The organism is Deltaproteobacteria bacterium, from assembly GCA_020848905.1.
Lineage (GTDB): Bacteria > Myxococcota_A > Polyangia.
The window spans coordinates 185,665-199,545 of record JADLHG010000004.1 but is presented as its reverse complement, the minus strand read 5'-3'; the positions used below and the strand labels follow the sequence as shown (position 1 = coordinate 199,545).

Annotated in this window: 12 protein-coding genes; 1 reads left to right on the top strand and 11 read right to left on the bottom strand. The window is 70.2% G+C overall.

Annotated features, from left to right (window positions below):
• Positions 1-129 precede the first annotated feature (129 nt).
• On the top strand, positions 130-1,647 hold the full coding sequence (locus IT371_01605) for an acyl--CoA ligase (GenBank protein ID MCC6746322.1): 1,518 nt from the start codon (positions 130-132) through the stop codon (positions 1,645-1,647).
• Positions 1,648-1,665: 18 nt separating this feature from the next.
• On the opposite strand, the gene IT371_01600 is transcribed toward IT371_01605, so the two are convergent.
• The 11 genes from IT371_01600 to IT371_01550 all read right to left on the bottom strand — a co-directional run bounded on the left by IT371_01600 (position 1,666) and on the right by IT371_01550 (position 13,611).
• On the bottom strand, positions 1,666-2,817 hold the full coding sequence (locus IT371_01600) for an AI-2E family transporter (GenBank protein MCC6746321.1): 1,152 nt from the start codon (positions 2,815-2,817) through the stop codon (positions 1,666-1,668).
• 17 nt (positions 2,818-2,834) lie between these two features.
• Positions 2,835-3,167: a hypothetical protein gene (locus tag IT371_01595; GenBank protein ID MCC6746320.1), complete on the bottom strand. Its 333-nt coding sequence runs from the start codon at positions 3,165-3,167 to the stop codon at positions 2,835-2,837.
• A gap of 9 nt (positions 3,168-3,176) precedes the next feature.
• A complete protein-coding gene (locus IT371_01590) occupies positions 3,177-4,274 on the bottom strand; it encodes a hypothetical protein (protein MCC6746319.1) in 1,098 nt (365 codons plus the stop codon).
• A gap of 12 nt (positions 4,275-4,286) precedes the next feature.
• Positions 4,287-6,254, bottom strand: a complete 1,968-nt coding sequence (locus IT371_01585; protein MCC6746318.1) for a zinc-ribbon domain-containing protein — start codon at positions 6,252-6,254, stop codon at positions 4,287-4,289.
• A 357-nt stretch (positions 6,255-6,611) separates the two neighbouring features.
• Positions 6,612-7,901: an adenylosuccinate synthase gene (locus IT371_01580; protein ID MCC6746317.1), complete on the bottom strand. Its 1,290-nt coding sequence runs from the start codon at positions 7,899-7,901 to the stop codon at positions 6,612-6,614.
• A gap of 63 nt (positions 7,902-7,964) precedes the next feature.
• On the bottom strand, positions 7,965-8,780 hold the full coding sequence (locus tag IT371_01575) for a methyltransferase (protein MCC6746316.1): 816 nt from the start codon (positions 8,778-8,780) through the stop codon (positions 7,965-7,967).
• Positions 8,777-9,376 carry a threonylcarbamoyl-AMP synthase gene (locus IT371_01570; protein MCC6746315.1) on the bottom strand — a complete coding sequence of 200 codons (600 nt, stop codon included), beginning with the start codon at positions 9,374-9,376 and terminating at the stop codon, positions 8,777-8,779. Before IT371_01570 ends, IT371_01575 begins: the two co-directional genes overlap by 4 nt.
• Positions 9,373-10,659 carry a phosphoribosylamine--glycine ligase gene (purD, locus tag IT371_01565; protein ID MCC6746314.1) on the bottom strand — a complete coding sequence of 429 codons (1,287 nt, stop codon included), beginning with the start codon at positions 10,657-10,659 and terminating at the stop codon, positions 9,373-9,375. Before purD ends, IT371_01570 begins: the two co-directional genes overlap by 4 nt.
• Before the next feature lie 51 nt (positions 10,660-10,710).
• The gene (purH, locus tag IT371_01560) at positions 10,711-12,273 is read right to left on the bottom strand and encodes a bifunctional phosphoribosylaminoimidazolecarboxamide formyltransferase/IMP cyclohydrolase (protein ID MCC6746313.1); all 1,563 of its coding nucleotides are present in this window, start codon (positions 12,271-12,273) and stop codon (positions 10,711-10,713) included.
• Between the two features lie 253 nt (positions 12,274-12,526).
• Positions 12,527-13,045: a DNA-binding protein gene (locus IT371_01555; GenBank protein MCC6746312.1), complete on the bottom strand. Its 519-nt coding sequence runs from the start codon at positions 13,043-13,045 to the stop codon at positions 12,527-12,529.
• Between the two features lie 35 nt (positions 13,046-13,080).
• Positions 13,081-13,611, bottom strand: coding sequence for a MerR family transcriptional regulator (locus IT371_01550; protein ID MCC6746311.1), 531 nt, complete (start codon positions 13,609-13,611; stop codon positions 13,081-13,083).
• Between the last annotated feature and the right edge of the window lie 270 nt (positions 13,612-13,881).

The window sequence follows — 13,881 nt, the reverse complement described above, 5'->3', positions numbered from 1 at the left end:
CACCCCTCTTCCCTCGGCCGCGAGCTCCCCCGCCCGACGAGAACTGGCCCGTCAGATTCGATTGAACGCGGCGCACGCTCTGCGCTATAGTCCGCCGGCTATTGTCTACCTACCCTTCAGGGAAGTGACATGTTGCTCTACGGGTGGTTGCAGAAGGCTGCCAAGGCGAGAGGGGGCACGAAGTCCCTCATCTATCGCGACACGTACCTGAGCTGGCGAGGGCTCGCTCACCGCGTGGATCGGCGCGCCGATGAGTTCGCCGCGGCGGGAGTGCGACCGGGCGACCTCGTCGGCCTGATGCTGGGCAACGTGCCGGACTTCATCATCCTGTCGCTCGCTCTCAGTCGACTGAAGGCGGCCCCCCTTCCGCTCGACCCGACGGCCAGCAGCCGCGAGCTCGAGATGCTCATGGCCAAAGTGCCTCTGCGGGGCCTGATCACCCGTCCCCGCGGCGGCGAAGGGGCGCAGGCCACCGCCTCGAGCACCCAGGCGCCCGCGCCCTCCGCTCCAGCGCCCGCGCCCACCGCCACCCCCGCGGGCAAGGGCTCGCGTCGGCGCGCCGTCCCCGAGAGCCGGCGCCGGCTGCAGGGCACGCTGCTCAGCTGCTCCATCTTCGGTGTGGATGCGCGCCCCGTGCCGAAGAAGGCCGAGGACCAGACCTGCGCTGTCCTCGTGACGGCCGATTCGGCGGGCGACCCCAAGCCCGTCGAGCGGACGGCCGCCAACCTGCTAGCCGAAGCGCAGCACCTGGCCCAGGCGCTCGAGCTCACCGAGGAGGACCGCGCCCTGCTCACGGTGCCGCTCTTCCACTCCTTCGGTTTCGACGTCGGCATGGCTGCCTGCTTCTTCGCCGGGGCGACCATCTACCTTGAGGACGAAATCGCCGCGAATCGCATCGCGAAGCTCGTGCGCGATCAGAAGATCACCCTCCTGCCCGGAACCCTGACCCTGTTCGCCGAGATGGGGCGCCTCCCGGCCTCTCGCCCTCTGAGCCACAAGCCGATCCGTTTCGTGTCGCTCGGCGGTGGCCTGACCGGGGCGGCGCTCGAGTCGTTCCGCGAGAAGTACGGCGTCCGCCCCATGAGCTGCTTCCACACCACCGAGACGGGTACGGTGTCGCTGGACGCGCGAGGTCAGAACGGCGACAGCGTCGGCAAGTCGCTCGAGGGCGTGGAGCTTCGCGTCGCCGACCCGAAGACGGACAAGCCGCTCGCCGCGGGCAAGCTGGGGGCTCTCTGGGTGAAAAGCGACGCCATCTCCCCGCTGAAGCTGGGCACATCCCCGGGCTCGAGCAAGAGCGCGCCATCCGGAACGCGGGACGCGGCGGGGTACTTCCGGACGGGTGACCTCGCGAGCCTCGATCGCTCCGGCCGGCTCGTGCTCGCCGGGCGGGAGGACGACCTCGTGCGGCTCGACGGAAAGCGCGTGGCACTCGGCGAGGTGGAGGGGTGCATCGAAGCCTTCCCGAAGGTCAGCGCCGCCCAGGCCCAGGTCATCACCGACCCGCTGGGAGGGCCGATGGTCGTGGCGCGGGTGGTGATGAAGGACAAGATGTCCGTCGACCCCGAGGCGATCATCGATCATTGCGCTCGGAATCTCGCGCCCTACAAGGTCCCCCGGCGCATCGAGATCTGCGACGCGCTGTAGGCGCAGCGCACCAGGCGATCAGGCGCCCCTGTCGGGCGCTTCTTCGCCCCCATCGGTAGGCACCCTGGCCTCCCCTCGCAGGTAGAAGTCGCTCCGCCGGTAGGCCTCCAGAGCCCGTCGCAGCACGACCACGAGCGCCGCCGCGACGGGCACCGCCAGGAGCACGCCGGTGAGGCCGAAAAGGTTCCCTCCCAGCATGAGGGCCAAGAGCACCCCGACGGGCCCGAGACCCACCTTCTCCCCCACGAGCCACGGCGTCAGCAACAGCCCCTCGAGGAGCTGCATCACCAGGAATACGACCCCCACGCCGATCAGCGGACCGGGGCCGCTGTACTCGAGCAGGCAGAGGAGCGCGGAGAGCACGAGCCCCACGACTACCCCGACGTACGGGATGAAGGCCAGGAGCGCGGTGGTGATCCCGATGAGCACGCCCATCTTGACCCCCACGACGGACAAGCCGACCGAATAGAGCACCGCCTGAACCGCCATCACGGTGAGCTGGCCGCGGATCCAGGCCGCGAGGACGCGGTCGACCTCCTTTGCTGTCCCGTCCACCCAGGTCGCAAAGCGTCGGGGCACCATCTCTCGCGCGCTGGCCACGAAGGCCGGGAACTTGGGCAGGAAGTAGAAGGTGAAGATCGGAACCAGCAGCAAGGAGGAGACGGCAGAAAGCATGCGTGCCGTACGGAGCGCGACCTGCCCCGCCACTCCGCCGAGCGACCCGGCGAGCTTCGAGGCCACCTGTCCGACGTCGGAGCCCACCTGATCCGTCAGCTCCTGGAGCGAATGCGGTAGATGGACCCCGAAGCGCGCGGCGACCCACGGGTCCACGGTGGCTCGGAGCTTCCGCAGGTAGCCCGGCAGTGCGGTGGCGAAGATCTCGAGCTCGCGCGCCACCAGAGGGACGACGAGGATCAGCGCGGCGGCAAGCACCAGCAGCCCCGCGACAAAGAGGAGCAGCGTCCCGGCCCAGCGCGGCAGCCGAAGGCGGCGTTCGAGCCAGCCCACCAAGGGGTCGAGCAGGTACGAGAGGAGCAGCGCACCTGCGACGGGAGCGAGCACGCCGCTCAGCCGGCGGATGGCCAGAAAGAGGAGGAGCAGGACCGCCGCGAAGAAGATCGCGTGCCAGTACCGATGGGTGAGGCGAGAGAGCTTTCTGGCGGAGTCCACGGGGACCCGAGCGTCACTCAGAACGGTTCGGGACGCAAGCGCACCTCGAGCCGGAACGAGCGGCCCGCCACGACGTCGAGCTCGGCGAAGTGGGAGAAATATCCCTGACGGCGTAGCTCGATGCGGCAGGGGCCCGCCGGGACGCCGATGGGCCGACCTCGCCGCGCGGCGACGGGTCGCTCGTTGACCAGGAGCTCGGCATCCTGCGGCACGACCGACACGACGAGCGCACCGAGGGCGGTGTGCCGAACACCTGCGCCCGGCGGGCCACCCCGGCAGGCGGACACCGCGAGCGCGAGCGACAACGCAGCGATGACACCCAGGGCGCGCGCCACGCAGCCGTCGAGCATCGTCAGGTCTCAGCTCCCCGCCGCAGACTGGGCCGCCACCTGCATCCAGATCGTCCCGGCCGCGAGGCTTCGGAGACGCAGCCTGAAGCCTTTGAAGGCCTCACGCCGCAGGAGCTCCACCAGGGCTGCCGCCGGGAGCGGCGTCCGGAGGGCGTACCACGCGTCGCCTTGCGAGAAGCGTCGCGGCTCGCACTGCAGCTGCGCCGTCCCCCCGCGCTCGAGCGCTCCGCAGATCTGGTCCTGCTGACCAAAGGCGGTCAGCCCCGAGACGTGCAGGATCTTCTCCCCGAGGTCGGGAGCTCCCGCCGTCGGGAAACGCCCCGCCATGCGCGTCGCCACAGGACCGAGAGCCGCGGCCAGAGCACGCTCCCCTGCGGCCCGCTCCGCCTCCGCGGGCGCCGGCTCCACGCCCCAAGCCGTTCCTTCGCCCTTCACCAGCGGACGCGTCTCACCCATCACCTGAACCTCGAGCCGCGCCTCGCCTCGCGCACCAGCCAGCTCCACTCCTCGCACCCCCTCCGCGGCAACCACGGTCACCTGCGCACGCACCGCCAATTGTGCGCCTCGCAGCCGCGCCTGCCCCACGGCCTGCGTCGAGCAGGCGTCGAGCGCCTCGAGCCCCAGCGCACGCAGCGCGATCTGCAGGCGCGTTCGAAGCTGCCCCGCTAGGCCCAGATCCGTGGGCGCCTGCGCCACCACGCAGGCGGCCACGGGCATGTGCGGGACCGTCGGAGGGCTCGTTCGCCGGCGCGCCAGGCGCTCCAGCTCCGCCGTCAACCGCGTTCGGTTCACCGTCGCGCGGAGCTCCACCTGGATCACGCCACGCGCGTTCACCTCGCGTAGCACGCTCTCGCGGAGCACGTACCGGGTGGCGGACCCGGCGAGGGCGGATCGCAACTCGTACGCCGCTGGACCGGCAGCCTCGGCACCCAGCACGCCGGCGATGGCGCGTCCCACAGCGTCTTCGCGGGCGCGGCGTTGAGCCAGGCGCCGCGCGGCATCCAGGTCTCCGCGCTCGACCGTCGCCGTGCCGCGCCCCACGAACTCCTCCACGACCGCTACGTGTGGCAGGAGCAGGACGGGAAGCCAGGCACCGACGCGCAGCATGCGCCTAGGAGGTCAGCGGAGGACGAAAGGATACGTGATGGTGATCGGCGAGCCCTTGAAGCGGGGGAATCCGGCCGCGCGGACGGCCGAGATGACGCAAGCCCCCGTCGGGGTGCCGGTGAAGATGCCCTGAATACGCGCCGACGAGACCTTGCCCGCGTTACCGATCTTCACCTGGACGTTCGCCAGGCCCGGCACCTTGAAGCGATCGTAGCAGGCCTGGATCCGCCCCTTCACCGACTGCATTCCACCCTGAATCTGCGCGCGCGTGAGCGTGTCGGGCAGGCTCGAGTCAACCGATGCGGCGACAGCCCCCGAAGAACCGCCGCCGCGGGAGCGCTTCTTCCCGCCCGCGAGCGCCCCATCGATCAGATCGTCGAGAGAGTCGCGTCGTCCGGACTTCGCCGCCGGTCGGCTCGGCTTCTCCTCGGAAGGCGCAGGCGCGGGGGCCGTGGCCACACGCGTCCCGCCGGACGACTTGCCGCCCGACTTGCCCTTCTTCTTGCTGCTCCCCTTGCCCTTCTTCTTGCCGCCCTCGCCACGGCCCCCCGAGTCCTCGCGCTCTCCCTCTTCGGACTTGGCCGTCTTCTCCTCACCGCTCCCCTCGGTCCCCTTGCCAGCAGCCGCCTTCTCGGTCGCGCCCGCCGCACCCTCCTTCTTCGCGTCGCCGGGGGTCGCCGCGGCCACCGCACCCGCTGCCGGGGTCGTCGTCAGGGTCGGCGGCGGAACGACCACCTGCTCGGGCTTCCGAAGGACCAGCACGACGGTGAGAACCACGACCGCTACCACCAGCGTCCCGCCGATACCGATGATGGTCGGAAGCAACCACTTGGGCTTCTCGTCCACGGCCGCCGGGATGAGGACCGAGGCCGGCACGATCGGCGCCGAGAAGCCGCTCAAGCTCGGCAGGTGGTCTTCGTCGCCCCGTCCGGCCGAGCCCGCGCCCGCGGACGGCCCGCTTCCGGCCATCGTGCGGATGTCGATCAGACCCGAGCTACCGACCGGCGCCGCACTCGAGCTCGCGCTGGAGGACGAAGGCACCGGAGCTGACTTGCCGCCCATCGCGAGCTGCTGCAGGTTCGAAAGACTGAACAGCACCGAGTTCTCTCCGCGCTGCGCCGTCATCTGCGACGGAGCGCTCGCCCCACCGCCTCCGCGCGCCGCGCCGCCCGCCTGCTCCTCCTCGGCCGGGAAGAGCTGCTGCTTGCCGCCCGCCGCCGGGGCGGTGTGCGCGCCGAAAATGTCCGCCCCGCCCCCCTGAGCAGCCCCGCCCGATCCGCCCCCGTAGAAATCCCCGCCGCCGGTCTGCGCCGAGGACACCCCGAAGAGTCCGCCCGCCGCGGCGGCGTCATGTCCACCGCCTCCCCCGCCGCCCCCGAAGAGGTCGCCAGCCGGCGCGGACGCGGCGCCACCCCCGAATAGCCCGGGCGAGTCATGCCGCGCAGGTTCGCTTGAAGCGCCCCACCCGCCGCCGGCGGAGGCCGCCCCCCCCCCGAGCCCCGCGCCCCCCCCGCCTCCGGCCCCGACGGACATCGTGGGCCCCGTGCCGAGAGACGGGCTGCTCGCGCGTCCCCCCGCCGCGGGGGAGAGCGCCGCCGACGCAGCCATGTCGGCGAACTCCGGAACCGAGCTCAAGCGCACCCAGTCGGCAAACCCCTCTCGCCAGGTGAAGGTCTCGCCGTTCACCTCACCGCGCGAGAAGCGGTCCCTCACCTCGCCGGCGGTGATCGGGCCTACCTGCTCCCGGTCGATGACGACGTGCCAGATGGGTGCCTCACCGCTTGTCGCAGCCGCCGCCGCGGCTCCGAACTCCGGGCTCGACTCGGCCTCGCTGGAGGCGTAGGCATCCTCGCCCTCGCCGCTGCCTCTCACCACGATGATGTGCTGGCACTTCTTGCAGCGGATCTTGAAGACCTTCCCCTTCACCTTGTCGTCGGCGATCGAGTACTTGGTCGCGCAGTTGTCGCAAATGATCTTCATCGTTGTGCCTCGAAAAGCGTGTTCAGTAGCCGATGCGCCGTTCGCGCCTGTCGGGCGGATGCGGGCCGCGTGCGCTGACGAGGCCGGCTCCCGCGCTCCAGGCGCCCTGACCGCACGTCGTGACGAAGGGTTATTCGATGGTCCTCAACCGGTACGCCAGCGTCGCCCACCGGGCCGCCAGGCGCCCCGGGTTGCTTCGCCGCCGGCTCGCCGATCCAGAGTTCAACGAGCTCCATTATATGAACCTGCCTGGGTGATTGCAAATCGACAAAAGCTCACCACTTTTCGGCGCCACTCCTGGTTGGCGCTCGTCTCTTGGACACGCGCCCGAGGCCACCCGTTTGCAGAAAGTGCGGTTCATCGGACCCGGAATGCATCCGCCCGGAAAATGGTCTGGTCACGCCCGGGTCCAACGGAGACGAGACAGATGGGCACCCCGACCTCCCGGGAAACCAGCTCGAGATACTCTCGGGCGGCTTCCGGCAACTCCTCGTACGACCGGGCCGCCGAGAGGTCCCCGGAGAATCCCGGCAAACGCTGGTAGACCGGCTGCACCTGGCCGAGGTCTTCGGGGTCAGCGGGCAGCGTGTCGAGACGTTCGCCTCGGAGGGTATACGCCACGCAGACCTCGAGCGGGTCGATGCCCGACAGGACATCCAGCTTCGTCAGCGCCAGGTAGTCGAGCCCCGAAACCCACGCCGCATGGCGCAGCGCCGGAAGATCCAGCCATCCGCAGCGACGGGGCCTCCCCGTGGTGGCCCCGAACTCGGCGCCGCGCTGGCGTAACGAGCTCCCCTCGGGCTCGGGCAACTCGGTGGGAAACGGGCCACGGCCGACGCGAGTGACATACGCCTTCGCCACCCCTACCACGGCACCGAGCCGACGAGGCCCCACCCCCGCCCCCGCGCAGGCGCCTCCGGCCAGCGTCGTGCTCGACGTGACGAACGGGTAGCTCCCATGGTCCACGTCGAGAAGCACCCCCTGCGCCCCTTCGAAGAGCACACTGCGCCCAGCCTCCATCGCCCGGCGCAGGTAGCTCACGGTGTCCGCGATGGAGGGGGCGAGCCGTGCGGCCTGCTCCGAAAGCGCGCTCCATACCGATTCGAGCTCCAGCGGTTCTCCACCCTGACGGACGATCCTCGCGTTCGCCTCGTCGAGCGCGAAGCTCAAGCGCTCGCGCAGGCGCGCCGGATGGAGCAGGTCCGCCACGCGCAGCCCGCGACGCGCCACCTTGTCCTCGTACGCCGGCCCGACGCCGCGCCGCGTCGTCCCGATCGGGCGTGCGCCGCGCTCGCGCAGCTCGTCGAGCACCCGGTGGTACGGCAGGACCACGTGCGCGCGGCTGCTGACCAGCACCGCCCCCGCGTCCACCGCCAGGCCGGCCTGCGCCAGCTGGTCCAGCTCGTCGAGCAGCGCCGCCGGGTCCACGACCATCCCGTCGCCGAGAATGCACACGCGTCCACCGCGCACAACCCCGCTCGGGATGAGGTGCAGAACGACCTTTCGCCCCTCGACGACCAGCGTGTGACCTGCGTTGTTCCCGCCGCCGTAGCGGACGACGACGTCCGCGCTCTCGGTGTAGAGGTCGACGACCTTCCCCTTGCCCTCGTCTCCCCACTGGGCACCGACTACGGTGAGGTTGGTCATTGCGGCTCCGGACCGGATCTGGCGCTACGCTCCGAGGTTTCGGGCGCCGCTCAGCGTGTCACGCTAGGACCGCGTGAACCTCTCAGAGGGCTCCTCCTCTGTCAAGAGCTGCAAGGGCCCCATCGGCTCCAGGAGGTCTCGCAGCTCCTCGGAAAACCGCCCGACCGCCTCGGCCACGACGAGTGGTGGGTCCACGCGCGCCACCTCTCCGTCGGGCGGGGAGCCCTCCGCTCCGCGGCGTTCGGCGAGCACCAGGACGCGGTGCCTCGGACGTCCGGGCAGCGGGTGAACGTCACGCACCCGTCGCACGACGAATGCGTCGCCGAGCGCCGCCAGCAGCGACTCGCGCCGCGTCGCCAGATGAATCAACGCCAGGAGATCCCCGGGCGCCACGTTCCGGGCGACCGTCGCCACCAGCTCCTCGAGCGTGCAGCGCAGCTCGTGCCGCGCCATCGCCACCTGGGGGTCAGCGCTCACGCGTCCGGACGCGGTCGGGAAATAGGGAGGGTTGCTCACCACGAGCACCGGCCGGCGAGGCGATCGGGGCCATGCCCCCCAGCTCCGCAGGTCTGCGTGGTGCACCACGGCGCGTTCCGCCAGCGCGTTGCGCGCGGCATTCTCACGCCCGAGGTCGGCGAGCTCCGCCTGCAGCTCGACCAAGTGCACGGCGCACCGGGGCCAATGCCTGCCGAGGAGGAGCCCCACCACGCCGCAGCCGGCACCGAGGTCCACCACCGCCTCCGGGGCCTGCACACGCCCGAGGCAGAACTGCGCGAGGAGCAGGGGATCCAGGTCGAAGCGGTAGCCGCGCCGGGGCTGCTCCAGCGCAAGCAGGCCGCGGCACACCGTGTCGAGCGTCCGACCTCGGTCGCTCGTCATATCACCACCGCCCCTTGCCGCAGCACGACCGGGACACCGGTGACGTCCACGACCGTACTCGCCGGCGCGCAGCGCGGACCGTCGTCGAGCACCAGCGCTACGCCTGCCAGGCCGGCACCCTCCGCCTCCGTTGCCGCCGGCTCCCCCGACCGATTCGCGCTCGTAGCCGTAATCGGTCGCCCGACGGCGCGCAACAAGGCCTGCACCACCGGATCCGACGAGATCCGGACGCCGACTCCACCGGTAGAATTCACCAGGGCCGCAGGAAGCCCCTCCCGCGCGGGCACCACGAGCGTCAGCGCGCCCGGCCAGTGCCGCGCCATGAGCTCCTCCGCGACAGGCGAGATGCGCGCTGCCACGCGCGCCAGCATGGCCCTGTCCGCGACGAGCACGGAGACCTGATGGCCCTCTGAGCGTCCCTTGATCGCGAGCACCCGGGCGACGGCGAGCGGATCCAACGCGTCGGCCGCGAGCCCGTAGCTCGTCTCGGTGGGAACGGCCACGACCGCAGCCTCGGTGATCGCGACCGCCGCGCGGCGGATCCCCTCCGCGTCGGCCCGCGTGCGGTCGGGGACGGACCCGGAAGGCGCCGTCACGCGCCGCTCCCGGGGGCGGCTCCGAGGGCGCGCCACCCAATGTCGCGGCGGTATTGCACTCCCTCCCAGTGGATCCGGCTGGCCGCGTCGTACGCGCGCGCGCGAGCCTCCGCCACGTCGCCTCCCAGCGCCGTCACGCCGAGCACGCGCCCGCCGGCAGTCACGAGCTGCCCGCCCGCCTCGGCCGTGGCCGCCTGAAACACCGTGACCTGCGCGAGACCCTCGGCCTCCGACACCCCGGTGATGGGAAGGCCCGTCCGACACTCCCCCGGATACTCGCGACTGGCCAGCACCACGCAGACCGCGACCCGCGGATCCCAGACGATCGCCTCGTCGGGCAGCTTCCCGGCTGCGGCGCCGAGAAGGTGCGGCGCGAGGTCGCTCTCCATCCGGAGCATGAGGGGCTGCGTCTCGGGATCCCCGAGCCGGCAGTTGAACTCGAGCACCCGGAGCTCGTCGTCGCGGATCATGAGCCCCGCGTAGAGGAAGCCCCGGAAGGGCGCGCCATCCGCCGCCATGCCGCGAACGGTCGGCTCGAGCACGTCCCGGATCGCACGCTCCAGCAGTGCGGGACGAAGCAGCGGAGCCGGTGAATAGGCGCCCATACCGCCCGTGTTCGGTCCCCGGTCTCCGTCGAGCAGCGCCTTGTGATCCTGACACCCCGCGAGGACCTGGATCCGCTCCCCGTCGGTCAGCGCGATGAGCGACAGCTCCTCCCCTTCCAGCCGCTCCTCGACCACGATCCGGCGGCCCGCTCCCCCGAGCGCACCGCCGAGCATGGCGGCTGCCGCGCGCTTGGCCTCCTCCGCGTCCCCCGCCACCACGACCCCCTTCCCCGCCGCCAGGCCATCCGCCTTGATCACCCGCGCTCCCCGCTCCCCGTCGATGTATCGCGCGGCCTCCGCGGGATCCTCGAAAACCCCAAACGCAGCGGTCGGGATCCCGTGCCGCGCCATGAACTCCTTGGCGAAGGCCTTGGACCCTTCGAGCCGCGCCGCACTTCGGGTCGGCCCGACGAGCGGGATCCCCTTTGCCGCGAAGCGGTCGGCGATCCCGTCGCACAGGGGTGCCTCGGGGCCCACGACCACGAGGTCCAGCGCCTCATCGACGGCCAGCGAGAGCAACGCCTCCGTGTCCGACACCCGGATCCCGACGTTTGCCGCCACCGCCCCGGTGCCGGGGTTTCCCGGCGCGCAGTACAGGCGGTCGATGGAGGGGCTCCTCGCGAGCCGCCAGCACAATGCATGCTCCCGCCCTCCGGATCCCAACACCAGCACTCGCATCACGTATGCTCCTGACGCAGTCGCGATTCGGCCCGCGAGACGAAACTCCGCTCAGTGTCTGAAATGCCGGACGCCCGTGAACACCATGGCGATGCGGTGCTCGTTCGCAGCGGCGATCAGCTCGTCGTCCCGAACCGATCCACCGGGCTGAACCACCGCCGTCACCCCAGCGGCCACGGCCGCGTCCAGTCCGTCGCGAAAGGGAAAGAAGGCGTCCGACGCGAGCGCCGTTCCAGCCGTCGGAAGAACCGCTCGCGTCGCCGCGAGGCGAACTGAGTCCAGCCGCGACATCTGACCGGCGCCCACGCCCACCATCTGCCCCGCCCTCGCCAGCACGATGGCGTTGCTCTTGACGTGCTTGCAGATCCGCCAGGCGAGGGACAGGTCGGCGAGCTCGTCCTCCGTCGGGCGTCGCTCGCTGACCACACGAGCGGTCGCGAGATCCTCCACCGAGAGATCGCGTCGCTGGACCAGGATCCCACCCGCCGCAGATCGGAGGTGCAGGTCGGCGCCGCTCGCCCCCGGGCGCGCGCGGAGAAGACGCAGGTTCTTCTTCTTGGTCAGGAGCTCCAGCGCACCCGGCTCGTACGCGCGAGCTACCACCGCCTCCAGAAACAGCTCCTTCATCTCCCCCGCCATGGCCGCCGTCACGGTCCCGTGGCAGGCCACGATCCCCCCGAAGGCGCTGACCGGGTCGGCCGCGAGAGCCCGCCTGTATGCCACCGCCGGGTCGCCCGACGTCTCCCACGCCACCCCGCAGGGGTTGTTGTGCTTGATGATGCAGACCGCCCCGGGAGGCAGATCGGCCGCCAGCTCCCAGGCCGCATCGGCGTCTAGAATATTGTTGTAGCTCAGCTCTTTGCCATGCAATTGCTCGAGTGCGAGCTCACCCATCGTCTGACCGGCCCGGGCCACACGATAGAAGCCGGCCGCTTGATGCGGGTTCTCCCCATACCGCAGCCCCTGCGCACGCTCGAGGCGGAGCGTCAGAGTCTCGGGCAGCTCCTCCTCGGCGGCCACCCCCGGGGCCGTCCTCTCCAGGTAGCCGGTGATGGCGGCATCGTACGCGGCGGTGTGGGCGAACGCCTTTGCAGCCCACTGTCGCCGCAGCTCCAGCGTGAGACCCGCGTCCTCGCGATCGAGGCTCTCGACGAGGCGCGCGTAGTCCGCGGGATCCACGACCACCGCCACCCGCTCGAAGGTCTTCGCCGCCGCGCGAAGCATGGCCGGCCCCCCGATGTCCACGTTCTCCATCGCGACCTCATCGGTCACGGCCGGATCCGCGACCGCACGAACGAAGGGATAGAGGTTCACGACCACGAGGTCGATGGGATCGATGTCGTGACGGACCAGCTCGTCCTGCTGCTCCCGCGTCGCGCGCGCGAGGATCCCAGCGTGGATCCGCGGATGCAGGGTCTTCACGCGTCCGCCCAGGATCTCCGGGGAGCCCGTGTACTCGGACACCCGGGTCACCGCAACGCCCCCCGCCTCCAGCGCCTGGGCCGTTCCCCCGGACGAAACGACGGAGACCCCATACCGCTGGAGCGCAAGGCATAGCTCCACGACCCCCGTCTTGTCGGAAACGCTGACGAGAGCTCGGCGGATTCGGACCATCGGACACCTCCTGACTCGGGACGACGGCACCGCGTGCGAAGCGAGCGGAGCACCGTGCGGCGCACCGGCGCTCGGATCGCTCCCACTCTGACGCGCCAGGGCGGCTTGTAACAGCGAGGATCTGAGCCGTCAAGGTGCCGGGCCCACGAGGGCAGACCCGTGGGCTCGCGGGTCGGCGGCGGGTCGGCGGCGGTCGGCGGCGGGTCGGCGGCGGGTCGGCGGCGGTCGGCAGGAGGAGACTGGGAGAACGGCCTCAGCTACCGGGGGTGATGCCGTCGGCGGCCGCCGTCATCTTCAACTTCAGCAGCCCACGGACCTCCACCTGCCGGATCCGCTCGCGGGTCAGGTTCATGATCTCCCCGACCTCCTCGAGCGTGATCCCGCCGCGGTCCGCCACGTCCAGCGAACAGGTGTCCGCCATCTCCCAGACCTCGAGGTGCGGGAAGTTCAACTTGATCGACCCCGTCTCGGGGTTCACGTCCAAGTAGAGGTGATGCTTGCAGCTCACGAAAGGACACGGACGCGCGCCACCGCAGCATTCGGCGCGAGTCTGGGGCCGCTCGTGGTCGAGGAACGGAATGAGCAGCGCGCCCTGCCGAAGCTCTTCCTTCGTCAGCCGCTTCATCGCGATCGTGCGGCTGCGCGGGCGGTCGCGCCGCCGACGCCGACGGATCTTCCGACTTACCTCGTCCACCTCGTCTGCAGGAGCGGCAGGCTGGTCGATTTCCAGATCCAGCGCGGGGTCCAACTTGAGCTGCGTGTCCTGATCCATGCTCTCCTCCTCGGCGTTCGAATGCGGCACCAATGTCAGAAGTCGGCGAGCGTCCCGGCCCCAACCACGCGACGGGGCCGATCAGCGAGGGTGACTTCGTTTTCGATCTCGATGATCCGACGGACCAGATCCGTCGCCGTGCGACGCGCCACACCGATGTCGCGCGACAGCGTGCGACGGCGTGACAGGTCGAAGGCCGGCTGGCCGATCTCGCGCTCGAATCCCTTGAACAACTCGTCGAGAGCGGCCTCGATGTCGTCGATCTGCTGCTTGAAGGCGCTGAAGCTGCGCTGGATCTCCTCGATCGTGTAGCTGCTGGCCATCAGGCGCTTGATCGAGTTGATCCGACGCACCGTCGCGCAGGGATAGATCCCGTGCGAGCCCCGATGCTTGCCCTTGCTTCCCACGCGCTTGCTGCGGGGCAGCAAGCCGAGCTGCACGTACTTCCGAAACGTGGCCTCGGAAAGGCGCGCGCCCCGAGCCTGGAAGATCTGAATGATCTGAGCGGACGTCAGGCCATCGGCGTGCACCTTCTCGATCTGGGTCAGGTCCCGCTCGTTCAGCAGCGGCTCGCTCTCGAGAATTCGCTCCACCGACCTGGCCTTTCCCTTTCGTTCTCGGCCTTCGCCTAAGCCTGCGCTCCGCTCGCCCCTACGCCCCACCCACCTCGGATCCAACCAACACGACTACAACGATGGATACATTCGATGGCGACCATTGAATGTATTCCATTTAGAGGAGTATATTGATTGGTGTGAACTGACTATATTCCACTCAATGGATTCTCGCCAAGAAAAATCTTCAGTAGCTGCACGCAATTGAAGGCGGAGAACACT

Excerpts from the sequence above, each read along its gene's own strand:
- IT371_01605 (MCC6746322.1), top strand. The coding sequence starts at position 130 with ATGTTGCTCTACGGGTGGTTGCAGAAGGCTGCCAAGGCGAGAGGGGGC.
- IT371_01595 (MCC6746320.1), bottom strand. The coding sequence starts at position 3,167 with ATGCTCGACGGCTGCGTGGCGCGCGCCCTGGGTGTCATCGCTGCGTTG.
- IT371_01590 (MCC6746319.1), bottom strand. The coding sequence starts at position 4,274 with ATGCTGCGCGTCGGTGCCTGGCTTCCCGTCCTGCTCCTGCCACACGTA.
- IT371_01585 (MCC6746318.1), bottom strand. The coding sequence starts at position 6,254 with ATGAAGATCATTTGCGACAACTGCGCGACCAAGTACTCGATCGCCGAC.
- IT371_01580 (MCC6746317.1), bottom strand. The coding sequence starts at position 7,901 with ATGACCAACCTCACCGTAGTCGGTGCCCAGTGGGGAGACGAGGGCAAG.
- IT371_01575 (MCC6746316.1), bottom strand. The coding sequence starts at position 8,780 with ATGACGAGCGACCGAGGTCGGACGCTCGACACGGTGTGCCGCGGCCTG.
- purD (MCC6746314.1), bottom strand. The coding sequence starts at position 10,659 with ATGCGAGTGCTGGTGTTGGGATCCGGAGGGCGGGAGCATGCATTGTGC.
- purH (MCC6746313.1), bottom strand. The coding sequence starts at position 12,273 with ATGGTCCGAATCCGCCGAGCTCTCGTCAGCGTTTCCGACAAGACGGGG.
- IT371_01555 (MCC6746312.1), bottom strand. The coding sequence starts at position 13,045 with ATGGATCAGGACACGCAGCTCAAGTTGGACCCCGCGCTGGATCTGGAA.